This is a genomic window from Amycolatopsis sp. NPDC049159 (genome assembly GCF_040648295.1).
GTDB classification, from domain to species: Bacteria; Actinomycetota; Actinomycetes; order Mycobacteriales; family Pseudonocardiaceae; genus Amycolatopsis; species Amycolatopsis pretoriensis_A.
This window is the reverse complement of the sequence record NZ_JBEZDL010000019.1, coordinates 108,132-120,746: the sequence shown is the minus strand read 5'-3', so window position 1 is coordinate 120,746 and position 12,615 is coordinate 108,132. Positions and strand designations below refer to the sequence as shown.

Here is a 12,615-nt window from a genome sequence, read left to right as displayed (position 1 = left end):
GGCCGTCGTCGCGAGGGGTGGGCGGCGGTGATGCTGGGTGTGCCAGTCCCTCAGGAACCGGAGCCCGACGATGAGCCGACCACTGCCCGACGTGCTCGACCAGGCGCTCGCCTCGGCCGTGCGCGCGCCGTCGCCGCACAACACCCAGCCTTGGCGGTTCGTCGTCGAGCACGAGGTGATCGAGGTGTGGCTGGACCGCGAACGCGTGCTCCCCGTCGCCGACCCGCACGGGCGGGAGGCCCGGCTCGCCTGCGGCGCGGCCGCCTTCAACCTGCAGATCTGCCTGCGCGCCAACGGGCTCGCCGCCGTCGTGCGGCTGCTGCCGGACCCGGCCGAGCCCGACCTGGTCGCCGTGATCCGGCTGGACGGCAACGAGAAGGCCTCCGCGACCGAACGCAAGCTCGCCGAAGCCGTGTTCCGCCGGCACACCAACCGCCGTCCGCTGCTGGACAAGGAGGTGCCCGCCGCGGTGCGGACCGCGCTCAAGTCCGCGGCGCTGCAGGAGGGCGGGCAGATCGAGTACCTCGACGCCTCGGGCCGCTACACGCCGGTCGCGTCGCTGGTCCGGCAGGCCGAAGCACTGCAGGCCGACGACTTCGACTTCAAGGCCGAGGCCGCGTTCTGGACCCACCGCGAGCCCGGAAGTCCCGACGGGGTGCCGAAGATCGCGTCCGGTCCGCCGCCGCACAGCCCCGGGATCGTCTCCCTGCGCGCCTCGCACGAGAACCCCGAGCTGCCGGACCGCGAGTACGAGCAGGAGCCGCTGCTCGGTGCGGTGCTGACCCGCGACCGGGGGCCGCACGCGGAAGTCCGGGCGGGCATGGCGATGCAGCGGGTGCTGCTGACCGCGACCGCGGAAGGGCTGGCGACGTCGTTCCTGTCGCAGCCGTTCGAGACCTCGCGGACGCGCGATTCGCTCGTCGGGCTCTTCGCCGGGCTCGGGCAGCCGCACACCCTGCTGCGCATCGGCTACGGCTACCCGACCCGGCTCACCGCCCGTCGTCCGGTCGGCGACGTGCTGACCCACCGGACCGGGCCGGACGTGCCGGCGAGCTGACGCCCCGGGCGCGCAGCACGTCCCGGAAGGTGACCATGCCGACCACGTGCCCGTCTTCGACGACCGGCGCCGAACGGACCCCGGCGTCGGTCATCAGCCGCGCCAGCTCGCGCACGTCGGTGTCGGCGGGTACCGCCAGACCGGACGTGCGCATGACCGCGCCCGCGGTGCGCTGCCGGCCGTCGAGCACGACGCCGGAGTCCGGATCCCCGGCCGGTCCGGGCGCCCGCAATATGTCCACTTCGGACAGCAGGCCGAGCAGCCGTCCGTCGGTGTCGACCACCGGCATCGTCGTGAACCCGCGCGAGGTCATCATTTCCGCGGCTTCCTCGAGCGTCGCCGACGGCGCGAGGGCGAACGTCGGGGTGGACATGATGTCGCGTGCGCGCATGGTGTTCGCTCCGTTTCCTTCGGCTGCCCCGACGATCTCGCGCCGCCCGCGGGGAGCACAGGGTCCTAAGTCCCCGGTGCGCCCGCCGAGGGGCTCCGGGCCGGGGCCCAAGGCCTCTTAGGCCCGGCTCGAAAGCGCGCGAAGCTGGACGTGCGAACGACTTCCGGCACCGAAGGGACAGGAACCATGAGCACGTCGTCGAACCCGCTCGCGCGGATGTGGCGCACCGTCCTGCCCCGGCGCGGTTCGGTGGCGCGCGCCTCGGACCGCGTCCAGGCCGCCGTCGGCGTCCTGGCAGTGCTGCTCGCGCTCGCCGCGCTGCCGGTCGCCGCCAGCGTCGGTTCGGAAACCTACGTGCGGCAACAGGGGGAGTCCGCGCAGCAGCTGGGGGAGCGCACGCCGGTGACCGCGACACTGCTCGCCGACGGGCCGGCCATCACGGTCAATTCGCGCTCCGGTGTCGCCGGCGGTGGCGAGCCCACCGACGCGACGTGGACGCTCCCCGACGGCACGCCACGGGTCGGGAAGGTCGTTGCCGACGAGGGCACCCTCAAGGGTTTGCAGTTCACGATCTGGGTGGGCCGCGAAGGCACGCCGGTGGACCCGCCGCTCAGCGGCGCGGCGGTCGTCATCGACGCCGCGGGCGTCAGGCTCGGCCTGTGGATCTGCGCGCTGGTCCTGCTGGCGGCCTGCTACCGGATCACGGTGTTCGCCCTCGACCGCTTCCGCTACGCCCGGTGGCAGCAGGAGTGGCTCCAGGAGCAGGACCGCAAGACCCGTTCTTGAGACAGAGGAAGGTGAAACCGAAATGACCACGGCAAACCAGGGCGACATCGTCGTCGGTGTCGACCATTCGGCGGTCAGCGTGGCCGCCCTGCGCTGGGCGGCGGCGGAGGCCGCGGAAAGCGGCCGCCAGGTCGTCGCGCTGCGGGCCTGGACGTTCGAGCCGGCCTACGACCTCGGCGCGGCCGTCGCCGGAACCCCGCAGACGGTCGCGGAGCGCGAGCGGCAGCAGCTCGACGAAGTCCTCGGCGAGGTACGGGCCCGGCACCCGGGCGTCGCCATCCGGGCGGAGCTGGTCGAGCACTCGGCCGCGGTGGCGCTGGAAGAGGCGTCGAAGACCGCGGCGATGCTCGTGCTCGGCAGCCACGGCCGCGGCCGGCTGCTCAAGCTGCTCGTCGGCTCGGTCGCCGAGCACTGCCTGCGGGAGGCGAGCTGTCCCGTGGTGGTGATCCCGGCGCGGACCGTCCCGGAGCCGGAGAAGGCGCCCGCCGGGGAGCCCGTGGGCACCTACTACCCCGGGCCGCTGCTGTGAAGGAGATCAGGATGCCCAGTCGCCGCAAAGTCGGTGCGGTCATGACGACCGACGTCGCCACGGTCGGACCGGACACGCCGTTCAAGGCGGTCGCCGTCCTGCTGGCCTCGTGGAACATCAGCGGGGCGCCGGTGGTGGACGAAGACGGACAGGTGCTCGGGGTCGTCTCGCAGGGCGACCTGCTCGAGCGCGAGGCCCCGCACGGCCTGCTCAAGCCCGGCTCGCGGCAGGCGAAGCGGAAGGCCGGCGCGGCGTTCGTCGCCGACCTGATGACCAGCCCGGCGGTGGTCGTGCGGACCGGCGACGACGTCGCCGTCGCCGCGAAGCTGCTGGAGGAGCACCACTTCCACCGCCTGCCCGTGGTGGACGAGGCCGGCAAGCTCGCCGGCGTCGTGTCCCGGTCGGACCTGCTGCGCGTGTTCCTGCGCACGGACGGCGAGATCCGGGAGGAGGTCCGTGACGAGGTGCTCCTGCGAGTGATGGCGCTCGACCCGTCCGCGCTGTACGTCGCGGTGCACAACGGCATCGTGACGCTCAACGGCACCGTCGAGCGCGAGAGCATGATCCCGGTCATCGTGGCCCTGATCCGCCGGGTGGACGGCGTGGTGGAGGTCCGGCAGACGCTGCGGGCCCGCTTCGACGACCGCGGCGTGTCGCCGGTACCGCCCGGGCCGACCGGGTTGCTCAGCCGGAAACGGCCCCTCGTCTGATCGGGGCGCGGAAGGGGCCACCGTCCGGAATGGACGGTGGCCCCTTCGTGTGCCTTGCGGGGGAGGGGGCGGAGGACCGGCCGCGCCGATCCGGCTCGGCCAGGCCACGTCGACGTTCCCTGCGCCGCCCGAAAGCGGCCACCACCCGGATGCGGCCACCACCCGATAGGGGGTGGTGGCCGCTTCGTGGTTCAGCTGCGGAACAGGGCGACCTTCAGCGCGTTGCTGTCCTGCGGGTGGGCGAAGACGTCGTACGCCTCGTCCATTTCGTCGAGCCCGAACCGGTGCGTGACGAACCGGCTCGTCTCCAGCCGGCCGGCCGCGAGCATCCGCAGCAGCATCGGCGTGCTGGATGTGTCGACCAGCCCGGTGGTGATCGTGACGTTCTTGATCCACAGCTCTTCGAGGTGCAGTGTCGCCGGGGCACCGTGGACGCCGACGTTCGCGACGTGCCCGCCCGGGCGGACCAGCTTCGCGCACAGCTCGAACGTCTCCGGGATGCCGACCGCCTCGATCGCGACGTCCGCGCCGAGGCCGCCGCTCACCTCGGCCACCGCGGCCGCCGCGTCTTCCGGTCGCACCATCAGGTCCGCGCCGAACGACTTCGCCGCGTCCAGGCGGGCGGGTTCCCTGTCCACCACGACGATCGTGCTGGGGGAGAACAGCTGCGCGTTCGTGATCGCGGCCAGCCCGATCGGCCCGGCACCGACGATCACCACGGTGTCGCCGGGCTTGACGCCGCCGTTGCGGACGCCGACCTCGTACGACGTCGGCACGATGTCGGCCAGCATCAGCGCGGACTCGTCGCTCACCCCGGACGGCAGCACGTACGTCGACGTGTCGGCGAACGGGACGCGTGCGTACTCCGCCTGGACGCCGTCGGTGGTGTGGCCGAGGATCCAGCCCCCGCCGCCGAGGCACTGACCGTAGGCCGCGATCCGGCAGTACTCGCACCGGCCGCAGGCGGAGATGCAGGACACCAGGACCTTGTCACCCGGCTTGACGGCGGTCACGGCGGACCCGGCCTCGACGATCGTGCCGACCGCTTCGTGGCCGAGGATGCGGCCGCGCTCGACCTCGGGGACGTCGCCCTTGAGGATGTGCAAGTCGGTGCCGCAGATGGTGACCGCGTCGACGCGGACGATCGCGTCGGTGGGCGCGGCGAGTTCCGGCTCGGCGTGGTCGGTCCAGCCGCGCCGGCCGGGGCCGTCGTACACGAGTGCCTTCATTTCTTCTCCTTCGTCTCCGGAACAGCGGAACGGGCGCCCGCCGGTCGGCGGGCGCCCGTGGAACGGATCGCTTTCAGCGCAGCCACGTGCGGTCGCCGGCGAGCTCGGCCCAGCGGCGGCCGAATCCCCACGTGTTCCCGGCCGACGCGGCGGCCAGCGCGATGAGGATCAGCGCGTAGATGATGTGGTAGTCGACGATCGGGTTGGTGGAGTGCGTCGCTTCGCCGGTGCTCATGCTCTGGGCGAACGGCCATTCGGCGGCCCACATCATGAGCATCATCAGCGAGCCCGCGATCGCGCTCAGGCGTAGTCCGACGCCGGCGATCACGGCGAGGCCGATCGCGCCGAGGCCGAGCATGAACAGCCAGTCGGCCCACCAGGTGCCGGCCCAGGTGTGGAACATCGACTCGAACGGGCCGACGTGCACGCTGCTGAGGAAGCCCTTGGTCGGCGAGCCGCCGTTGAGCCAGGCGCCTTTCGCCGGGGTCGCGTAGCCGAGGCCGAACAGCTTGTCCAGGAACGCCCACAGGAAGACGAACCCCGTGGCGACCCGCAGGACGGCCAGGGACTTCCCGGCGATGGTGGGTCCGGCGACGAAATCGGGGATCGGCGCCGGCTCGGTGGCCCGGTGAACCGGGGTGGTCTTCTTCTCATCCGGTCGGACGGACATGGGGAAACCTCCAATCTTTCGGTGCTGCGGTCAGTTTGGGCTGCTGCCATGGCAAGTTCTGGGGTCGAAGGTCCCCGGTCGAGAGGCCCTTGGGCGCCGATCGCCGGGGACCGCGCGGGAAGGACCGAAGTCCTCCCGGGAGGTGGCCGAAGCCTCGTGCCGCCGGCGGCTTCGGCCGGTTGACTTCCCGGTGACGAAAGGAGAAGCGGATGAGCGGCACGGAACTCGTGGTCGGCGTCGACGGTTCGGCCGGAGCACTCGCGGCGGTCCGGTGGGCCGCGCGCGTCGCACGCGAACGGAATCTCGGCATCCGGCTGGTCCGCGCGCTGCCGGGACTACCCGCGCTCTACCCGAGGAACGATCCGGGGTACGAGCAGCTGCTGGCGGCGGCCACGGGGGAGAGCCGTGCCTTGCTGGCCGAGGCCCGCGACGCCGTTTCGGGTGTCCGCGTGGAGACGGTGCTGCGACCCGAGCAGCCCGCGGACGCCCTGGTGGCCGAATCCGCCGACGCGGCGATGGTCGTGCTGGGCACGCCCGGTCTCCGGCCGCTGGGCCGGATCCTGCTCGGCTCGGTCACGGTGGCACTGTCCGCGCACGCGCGGTGCCCGGTGGCCGTGGTCCGCCCGCACGCGGGTGAGGACGAACCGCCTGCCGAGGGGCCGGTGGTGGTCGGCGTCGACGGCAGCCCGGCGAGCGAGGAGGCCATCGCGACCGCGTTCGAAGAAGCGTCCTGGCGGGGTGCCCGGCTGATCGCGGTGCACTGCCGCCGCGACGGCTGGTGGGACGCGGGCGAGCGGGCCGGGCAGTACGGGCACGAGCTGCTCGCCCAGCGATTGGCCGGCTGGCAGGAGAAGTACCCGGACGTCGCCGTCGACCGCGAGGTCGTCGCCGGGCGCCCGGCGGAACGCCTGCTCGACTTCGCCGACCGCGCGCAGCTGCTGGTCGCCGGCAGCCGCGGCCGGGGCGGGTTCAGCGGCCTGGCCCTCGGATCGACGAGCCAGGCGCTGATGTCCTACGCGCTCTGCCCGGTCGTCGTGGCCCGGCCCCGGGCGAAGTAGAGCACCGGACCCACGAAGTTCACGGCGATCACCAGGGCCCACAACCACTTCGGCCCGCGGACCCGCTCGGCGGGCCAGTGGGCCAGGTCCCACCAGGCGGCCGCGGCCAGCAGGAACTGCACGCTCGCCGCGGCCCGGATCCCCGCGCGCTGCCGGGTGTCGAGCTCACGCCACCGCTTGCGGTCACTCATCGGACTGCTCCTTTCCTCGGTCCTCCAGCCAAGGGCGGCCGGGGCCACGGGCAAAGGGGCGAAAGACCTCTCACCCGGGGACCGTCGCCCGCGGCGGGCGGCGGCACCGCGTTCCTATTGTGCGGCCGAAGCCCTTAGCCGGAGGTGTGCCATGCGCGGTCCGCTGGTGTCCGACCTGATGACCCGGCCGGTCGTGACCGCCGCGCCCGGGACGCCCTTCAAGGAGCTGGTCTTGCTGCTGGCCGAGCACGGCATCGCGGCGATCCCCGTGGTCGACGAGCACCGGCGCCCGGTCGGCGTGGTCGGCGAGAGCGATCTGCTGGCCCGCCACGGCCGGGACGCGCACCGGCCGCAGCCGGTGTTCCGCAAGCGCCGGGTGTGGACCAAGGCTCAGGGCCTGAGCGCGCGAGAGCTGATGACCCGGCGCGTGCCCACGGTCGGCAAGGACGAGCCGGCGGCCGGCGCGGCCCGGCGGCTGGTCGAGGCGGACCTGCGCTGCCTCTACGTCGTCGACGGTGCCGGCCACCTGGTCGGCGTTCTCGCCCGGCGCGACGTCCTGCGTGCTTTCCTGCGGCCGGACGACGAGATCAAGGAGACCGTCGAGCGAGAGGTGCTGCAGCGCTCCATCTGGGCGGATCCGTCGGCGGTGGCCGTGCAGGTCGACGACGGTGTCGTCACCCTGAGCGGGGTGATCGACCGGCGCAGCGAGGTGGAGCGCGCCGAGTGGCTGACCGGGGCGGTACCCGGGGTGGTCGCGGTGCGCAACCGCATGAAGTACACCCAAGACGACGGCGCGGCCGCCGAGCCGCGCTGACGGGAGCGAAGTGATGAAACGCATCGTGATCCTCGGTGGCGGAACCGGTGGGACCCTCGCGGCGAACCGCCTGCACCGTGCTTACGGCGACGGCGCGCGGATCGTCGTCGTCGACCGGGACGACGACCACGTGTACCAGCCCGGGCTGCTGTTCGTGCCGTTCGGCATGGCCGACGCCGAGGACCTCGTGCGCTCGCGCCCGCGGCAGCTGGCCGACGGGATCGGCTACCACCGCGGCGAAGTCGAACGCGTCGACCTCGACGCCGACCGCGTGCACCTGGCCGACGGCACCGTGCTCGGCTACGACGCACTGGTGATCGCGACCGGCGCCCGGCTGATGCCGGAGGAGACCGTAGGGCTCACCGGCCCGGGCTGGCGCGGGCACGTCGACACGTTCTACGACCTCGACGGTGCCGTCGGCCTGGCGTCGGCGCTCGCGGCGTTCGACGGCGGCAGACTGGTGGTGAACGTCATCGACCTGCCGGTCAAGTGCCCGGTCGCGCCACTCGAGTTCTGCTTCCTGGCCGACTGGTTCTTCACCGAACGCGGCATCCGCGACCGGGTCGAGCTGACGTACGTGACGCCGCTGGACGCCGCGTTCACCAAGCCGGTGGCCGCGCGGACGCTCGAAGGGATCCTGGAAGCGAAGGGCGTCGAACTGGTCACCGAGTTCACCACCGGCGAGGTGGACGGAGCCGGCGGCAGGCTGGTGTCCTTCGACGGCCGTGAGGTCGCCTTCGACCAGGCGGTGGTCGTCCCCCTGCACGGCGGAGCGTCCTATGTGGACCGGTCACCGGGTCTGGGTGACGAACTCGGGTTCGTCCGCGCCGACGAGCACACCCTGCGCTCCAAGGTGAAGGACAACATCTCCGTCCTCGGGGACGCCGCCTCGGTGCCGACGTCCAAGGCCGGCTCGGTCACGCACTTCGAGGGGGAGGTGCTGGCCCGCAACGTGGGGCAGTTCCTGGACGGCAGGCCGCTCGACGCGAGCTTCGACGGGCACACGAACTGCTTCATCGAGAGCGGCTTCGGCAAGGCGCTGCTCATCGACTTCAACTACGACACCGAACCGCTGCCCGGGCACTACCCGGCGGACGCGGGGCTGCCGCTGCTCAAGGAGTCGCGGCTCAACCACCTCGGGAAGCTGATGTTTTCGTGGCTCTACTGGCACAGCCTGCTCCCCGGCCGGGATCTGCCCGGCGTGTCGAGCGCGATGCCACGCGCGGGCAAGCGCTTCCCGGAAGCCTCGCGACGATAGGAGAACCATGTCCACGAAGGTCTACGCGGGTACCGAGGTACCCGTGAACGAAGAGGGGTTCTTCACCGATCCCGCGCTCTGGCGCGAGGAAATGGCACCGGCGATCGCCGCCGACGCCGGCGTCGGCGAGCTGGGCGAACGGCACTGGCAGGTGCTGAAGTTCGTCCGCGCCGAGTTCGCCGAGAAGGGTACCGGCCCGACGGTCCGCGTCCTCGGCAAGACGTCCGGGGTCCCGGTCAAGGAGCTCTACCAGCTGTTCCCGAAGGGGCCGGCCAAGCTCGCGGCCCGCATCGCCGGGATCCCCAAGCCGCGCGGCTGCATCTGAGACAGGAGCACATCGTGACCGAGAAGATCGAAAAGATCTCCATCATCGTGTCGAAGGGCTCCCTCGAAGGGATCTACCCGGCGCTGATCATGGCGAACGGCGCTCGTGCCGAGGGCATCGAGGCGAACCTGTTCTTCACCTTCTTCGGCCTGGACGCGATCCACAAAGCCCGCCACGAGCACATCAAACTCGCCACGGTCGGCAACCCCGGCCTGCACCTGGCGACGTGGGCGGGCGGCCTGCCCGGGTTGTCGTCGGTGATGACGCACCACCTGGCGCGCAAGATGGACGCGCTGGACATCCCGCCGATCCCGGAGTTCGTCGAAATGATCGCCGACACCGGTGCGGGGCTCTACGCGTGCCAGGCGTCGGTGGACCTGTTCGGGATGGCGAAGTCCGATTTCATCGACCAGGTGAACGGCATCATCACCGTCGGCGAGTTCTACGACCTCGCGGCGGGCGGTCAGATCATCTTCACCTGAAGGTCACCACTGCGGGAAGGGACGACCCGTGCACCAGCTGCCTCGGGCGGCCGCCGCGGTCACGGTGGCGGTCGCGCTGTCCTTGGGCGTGTCGGCCGGTCCGGTGTTCGCCGGGGAAGGGCCCACGCCGAGTTCGCCGGCGCCTTCGGAGTCCGCCGTGGCGGCCACGTCGGTGCCCGCGTCCGCGCCGGACGAGCCCGACCTGCGGCTCACGGTGGTGCTCGATCGGACCTCCTACGGTGCCGGCGATCCGGTCGTCGCCAGGGCGACGGTGGCGAACGCGGGAAGCGCCACCGCGAACGGCGTGCGGCTGGCCGACACCGGCACCCTGTCGGCGCACTCCTGGGACGGCTTCCCCGGCCGGGAGTTTTCCCTCACGCCGGGACAGACGGCCGAGGGCACGGCTTTCGCCTGGATCGAGGACCTCGGTGCGGGCGTGGTGCGGTTGACCGTCGAAGTCACCTCCGCCGAACCCGACGCGAACCCCGCCGACAACTCCGTCACGGTGACGGCCCCGATCACGGTGGTGCGAGGAGGCTTCACGGGCACCGCCTACGGCGACGTCAACCGCAACCACCAGCCGGACCCGGGTGAGGCACTCGCCGGCCTGCGCGTCCACGCCTGGGGCTCGCCGCCGGGCTGGTCCGCCGACGCGGTGACCGACAGCGAGGGCCGCTTCGCCTTCCACGACCTGCTCGCCGGTTCCTGGTCGGTCTCCGCGTCCTCGTCCGACTGGACCTTCGACGTCGTTCCCGTCACGGTGGACGGCATCGGCGAACCCGACGTGGTGGTGCGGGGCGCGTACGACATCACCGGGTGGCTGACCGGCTCCGCGCGGTTTTCCGCGCCCACGTACGCCGCGGGCGACACCGCCCGGATGACCGTCACGGTGGTCAACCGCGGCCGGGGCCCGGTGCCGGGCCTGACCGCGAACTGCTGGGCGAGCAACGGCGCGCCGGTCGACCGGGGCGAGCTCGACCCGGCCGGCCCCGGAGCGACGATCCCGGCCGCGTCCTCGCGGGACTTCGAGGTTTCGGTCCCGGTCGACGCGGAAGCGCTGACCGCCGGGTACCTGGACGGCCACTGCTGGATCGGGCCGCCCGACTGGTACGCCATGGTGCAGGTGGTGGCGACGGCCAGGGTGCCCGGCGCTCGCGCGTCGAAGGTGGTCGGCGACCTCGTCTCGCCCGACTTCCAGTGCGGGTGCACCGTGCGGTTCAAGGCGGTCCCGGGAGTCAAGGTGTACCTGCGCGACCAGGTCAGCGCGGCGATCGTGGCACGCGCGGTGGCCGACGCGAACGGGCTCTTCGCGTTCTCCGACCTCCCCGCCGACCGCTACGACCTCGGCTTGGTGGGCCCGTGGCGGGGCTACTACGGCGATCCGCCGATCTTCCTGGTCCGCGGCGGGGACGACGGGACCGGCCGGCCGCAGCTCGTCGTGGTGCGGCCCGGACCCGACCAGCTCGACCCGGACCCGGCGCCCGTGGTGAACCGCCCTCCCGGCGACGCGGCTCAGCCGGTCTCGCCCGCGGGCACGGTGCGTCCCGCGACCGGCGACCTCGCCGCGACCGGTGTGGGTGTCGGCTGGCTCGCCCTGGGTGGGTCGGTGACCTTCACCGCCGGCCTGGCCATGGTGTTCGGCAGCCGCCGTCGCCGGACGTGAGGGTCGGTGGGAAACAGCTGAACGGAATCGACGTGACGAGCACCTGCGAGCGATCGGCGGCCAGGAAGCACTGGCCGCCGTGGTCGGCGACTTCCACGAACGCGTTCCCGCCGACAAGGGCAGGCAGGTCGGGTTCGTCGCCGCCACGCTCGGAGGCCCCGGCGCGCACCGCCGCCGGCGTGCCGGGAGAGACCGCGGAGAGCATCATCGGCGCCGTCGCCCCGTTGTCCGCGGACATCGTCTCCCCGGACTGATGGGAACGGGTGCCCGCCGGGCCGCACCACCGGCAGGCACCCGAGGCCGCCGGCCTCGCGCACGGCGCCTCGGGGCGCACTGCCGGACCGCGCTCGACGAACCGGGGCGCTCGAAGCCGTCAGCCGAGCGAGCGTCCGATGAGCTCGACCAGCTCGACCGTGCGGGTCGCGTAACCCCACTCGTTGTCGTACCAGCCGAAGACCTTCGCGAGGTGCGAGTCGGCCTTCGTCAGCTCGGCGTCGAACACGCACGACGCCGGGTCGCCGATGATGTCGCGGGAAACCACCGGGGCTTCGGTGTAGCGGAGGATTCCCTTGAGGTCGCCGTCGGCGGCCTCGGCGAACGCGTGGTTGACCTGTTCCGCGGTGACCGGGCGCTCGAGCTCGACCGTCAGGTCGGTCAGCGAACCGTCCTCGACCGGGACCCGCACGGCGACGCCGTCGAGCTTGCCGGCGAGGGCCGGCAGGACGAGGCCGATCGCCTTCGCGGCGCCGGTGCTGGTGGGCACCACGTTGACCGCCGCCGACCGGGCGCGGCGCGGGTCCTTGTGCGGGCGGTCCAGCAGGGCCTGGTCGCCGGTGTAGCTGTGGATGGTGGTGAGCAGGCCGCGGCGGATGCCGAACGCGGAGTGCAGCACCTTCACCATCGGCGCGACGCAGTTCGTCGTGCAGGAGGCGTTCGAGATGACGTGGTGCTTCGCGGGGTCGTAGTCGTTCTCGTTCACCCCGAGCACGATCGTCGCGTCGACGTCCTTCCCGGGCGCGGAGATCACGACCTTCTTGGCGCCCGCGGCCAGGTGCGCGCCGGCGGCCGCACGGGTGCGGAACTTGCCGGTCGACTCGACGACGACGTCGACGCCGTACTCGCCCCACGGCAGCTCGGCCGGCTCGGCTTTCGCGCCCACCTGGATCAGGTGGTCCCCGACGCGCAGCGCTTCGCCGTCCACGACCTCGACCGGGATGCGCAGCCGCCCGTAGGTGGAGTCGTACGCGAGCAGGTGCGCCAGCATCTCCGGCGACGTGACGTCGTTGACCGCGACCACTTCGATCGGGCTGTCCGGCGTTTCCAGCACGCACCGGAGGATGTCGCGTCCGATCCGCCCGAAGCCGTTGATCCCGAGCCGTACCGTCATCTGCTTCTCCCTGTCGTCGAGGCGTCTTCAGTGATGGTTCGACACCCGCGGTCCCCGCTCGTAGG

16 protein-coding genes are annotated in these 12,615 nt (G+C 72.3%); 10 read left to right on the top strand and 6 right to left on the bottom strand.

What is annotated here, in order from left to right:
• Positions 1–70 precede the first annotated feature (70 nt).
• Positions 71–1,057 carry a hypothetical protein gene (locus tag AB0B33_RS31940; protein WP_360778422.1) on the top strand — a complete coding sequence of 329 codons (987 nt, stop codon included), beginning with the start codon at positions 71–73 and terminating at the stop codon, positions 1,055–1,057.
• On the opposite strand, the gene AB0B33_RS31935 is transcribed toward AB0B33_RS31940, so the two are convergent.
• The gene (locus AB0B33_RS31935) at positions 990–1,448 is read right to left on the bottom strand and encodes a CBS domain-containing protein (RefSeq protein WP_247022290.1); all 459 of its coding nucleotides are present in this window, start codon (positions 1,446–1,448) and stop codon (positions 990–992) included. The two genes, AB0B33_RS31940 and AB0B33_RS31935, sit on opposite strands and share 68 nt — an antisense overlap.
• Before the next feature lie 186 nt (positions 1,449–1,634).
• Here AB0B33_RS31935 and AB0B33_RS31930 point away from each other — a divergent pair, with 186 nt between their 5' ends.
• From AB0B33_RS31930 to AB0B33_RS31920, 3 genes are read left to right on the top strand one after another with little or no spacing between them, the layout of a single operon-like run.
• A complete protein-coding gene (locus tag AB0B33_RS31930) occupies positions 1,635–2,234 on the top strand; it encodes a hypothetical protein (RefSeq protein ID WP_360778419.1) in 600 nt (199 codons plus the stop codon).
• Positions 2,235–2,256: 22 nt separating this feature from the next.
• Positions 2,257–2,763: a universal stress protein gene (locus AB0B33_RS31925; RefSeq protein WP_360778416.1), complete on the top strand. Its 507-nt coding sequence runs from the start codon at positions 2,257–2,259 to the stop codon at positions 2,761–2,763.
• Positions 2,764–2,804: 41 nt separating this feature from the next.
• Positions 2,805–3,473: a CBS domain-containing protein gene (locus AB0B33_RS31920; RefSeq protein ID WP_360778414.1), complete on the top strand. Its 669-nt coding sequence runs from the start codon at positions 2,805–2,807 to the stop codon at positions 3,471–3,473.
• Between the two features lie 191 nt (positions 3,474–3,664).
• Here AB0B33_RS31920 and AB0B33_RS31915 read toward each other — a convergent pair whose 3' ends face one another.
• Positions 3,665–4,702 carry a zinc-dependent alcohol dehydrogenase family protein gene (locus AB0B33_RS31915; RefSeq protein ID WP_360778411.1) on the bottom strand — a complete coding sequence of 346 codons (1,038 nt, stop codon included), beginning with the start codon at positions 4,700–4,702 and terminating at the stop codon, positions 3,665–3,667.
• Between the two features lie 73 nt (positions 4,703–4,775).
• Positions 4,776–5,372, bottom strand: coding sequence for a DoxX family membrane protein (locus tag AB0B33_RS31910; RefSeq protein WP_360778408.1), 597 nt, complete (start codon positions 5,370–5,372; stop codon positions 4,776–4,778).
• Between the two features lie 209 nt (positions 5,373–5,581).
• Between AB0B33_RS31910 and AB0B33_RS31905 the strand changes: the two genes are divergently transcribed.
• Complete coding sequence (locus tag AB0B33_RS31905) at positions 5,582–6,430, top strand: universal stress protein (RefSeq protein WP_360778405.1); 849 nt, start codon at positions 5,582–5,584, stop codon at positions 6,428–6,430.
• On the opposite strand, the gene AB0B33_RS31900 is transcribed toward AB0B33_RS31905, so the two are convergent.
• Positions 6,385–6,621: a PLD nuclease N-terminal domain-containing protein gene (locus AB0B33_RS31900; protein WP_360778402.1), complete on the bottom strand. Its 237-nt coding sequence runs from the start codon at positions 6,619–6,621 to the stop codon at positions 6,385–6,387. The genes AB0B33_RS31905 and AB0B33_RS31900 overlap by 46 nt on opposite strands.
• Positions 6,622–6,772: 151 nt before the next feature.
• Here AB0B33_RS31900 and AB0B33_RS31895 point away from each other — a divergent pair, with 151 nt between their 5' ends.
• Genes AB0B33_RS31895 through AB0B33_RS31875 form a run of 5 tightly spaced genes read left to right on the top strand, consistent with a single transcriptional unit; the run spans position 6,773 to position 11,163 of the window.
• Positions 6,773–7,435: a CBS domain-containing protein gene (locus tag AB0B33_RS31895; RefSeq protein WP_360778399.1), complete on the top strand. Its 663-nt coding sequence runs from the start codon at positions 6,773–6,775 to the stop codon at positions 7,433–7,435.
• A gap of 13 nt (positions 7,436–7,448) precedes the next feature.
• Positions 7,449–8,693 carry an FAD/NAD(P)-binding oxidoreductase gene (locus AB0B33_RS31890; RefSeq protein WP_360778396.1) on the top strand — a complete coding sequence of 415 codons (1,245 nt, stop codon included), beginning with the start codon at positions 7,449–7,451 and terminating at the stop codon, positions 8,691–8,693.
• A 7-nt stretch (positions 8,694–8,700) separates the two neighbouring features.
• Positions 8,701–9,018, top strand: coding sequence for a TusE/DsrC/DsvC family sulfur relay protein (locus AB0B33_RS31885; RefSeq protein ID WP_247022305.1), 318 nt, complete (start codon positions 8,701–8,703; stop codon positions 9,016–9,018).
• A 14-nt stretch (positions 9,019–9,032) separates the two neighbouring features.
• On the top strand, positions 9,033–9,500 hold the full coding sequence (locus AB0B33_RS31880) for a DsrE/DsrF/DrsH-like family protein (RefSeq protein WP_360778392.1): 468 nt from the start codon (positions 9,033–9,035) through the stop codon (positions 9,498–9,500).
• 28 nt (positions 9,501–9,528) lie between these two features.
• A complete protein-coding gene (locus AB0B33_RS31875) occupies positions 9,529–11,163 on the top strand; it encodes a hypothetical protein (protein ID WP_360778389.1) in 1,635 nt (544 codons plus the stop codon).
• On the opposite strand, the gene AB0B33_RS31870 is transcribed toward AB0B33_RS31875, so the two are convergent.
• Entirely contained in the window at positions 11,114–11,401 is a 288-nt protein-coding gene (locus AB0B33_RS31870) for a hypothetical protein (protein ID WP_360778386.1), read from the bottom strand. The two genes, AB0B33_RS31875 and AB0B33_RS31870, sit on opposite strands and share 50 nt — an antisense overlap.
• 135 nt (positions 11,402–11,536) lie before the next feature.
• On the bottom strand, positions 11,537–12,550 hold the full coding sequence (gene gap / locus AB0B33_RS31865; RefSeq protein ID WP_360778383.1) for a type I glyceraldehyde-3-phosphate dehydrogenase: 1,014 nt from the start codon (positions 12,548–12,550) through the stop codon (positions 11,537–11,539).
• Positions 12,551–12,615: the final 65 nt, after the last annotated feature.

Excerpts from the sequence above, each read along its gene's own strand:
- AB0B33_RS31940 (WP_360778422.1), top strand. The coding sequence starts at position 71 with ATGAGCCGACCACTGCCCGACGTGCTCGACCAGGCGCTCGCCTCGGCC.
- AB0B33_RS31885 (WP_247022305.1), top strand. The coding sequence starts at position 8,701 with ATGTCCACGAAGGTCTACGCGGGTACCGAGGTACCCGTGAACGAAGAG.
- AB0B33_RS31870 (WP_360778386.1), bottom strand. The coding sequence starts at position 11,401 with ATGTCCGCGGACAACGGGGCGACGGCGCCGATGATGCTCTCCGCGGTC.
- AB0B33_RS31910 (WP_360778408.1), bottom strand. The coding sequence starts at position 5,372 with ATGTCCGTCCGACCGGATGAGAAGAAGACCACCCCGGTTCACCGGGCC.
- AB0B33_RS31890 (WP_360778396.1), top strand. The coding sequence starts at position 7,449 with ATGAAACGCATCGTGATCCTCGGTGGCGGAACCGGTGGGACCCTCGCG.
- AB0B33_RS31935 (WP_247022290.1), bottom strand. The coding sequence starts at position 1,448 with ATGCGCGCACGCGACATCATGTCCACCCCGACGTTCGCCCTCGCGCCG.
- AB0B33_RS31930 (WP_360778419.1), top strand. The coding sequence starts at position 1,635 with ATGAGCACGTCGTCGAACCCGCTCGCGCGGATGTGGCGCACCGTCCTG.
- AB0B33_RS31925 (WP_360778416.1), top strand. The coding sequence starts at position 2,257 with ATGACCACGGCAAACCAGGGCGACATCGTCGTCGGTGTCGACCATTCG.
- AB0B33_RS31920 (WP_360778414.1), top strand. The coding sequence starts at position 2,805 with ATGACGACCGACGTCGCCACGGTCGGACCGGACACGCCGTTCAAGGCG.
- AB0B33_RS31915 (WP_360778411.1), bottom strand. The coding sequence starts at position 4,702 with ATGAAGGCACTCGTGTACGACGGCCCCGGCCGGCGCGGCTGGACCGAC.
- gap (WP_360778383.1), bottom strand. The coding sequence starts at position 12,550 with ATGACGGTACGGCTCGGGATCAACGGCTTCGGGCGGATCGGACGCGAC.
- AB0B33_RS31900 (WP_360778402.1), bottom strand. The coding sequence starts at position 6,621 with ATGAGTGACCGCAAGCGGTGGCGTGAGCTCGACACCCGGCAGCGCGCG.
- AB0B33_RS31895 (WP_360778399.1), top strand. The coding sequence starts at position 6,773 with ATGCGCGGTCCGCTGGTGTCCGACCTGATGACCCGGCCGGTCGTGACC.
- AB0B33_RS31905 (WP_360778405.1), top strand. The coding sequence starts at position 5,582 with ATGAGCGGCACGGAACTCGTGGTCGGCGTCGACGGTTCGGCCGGAGCA.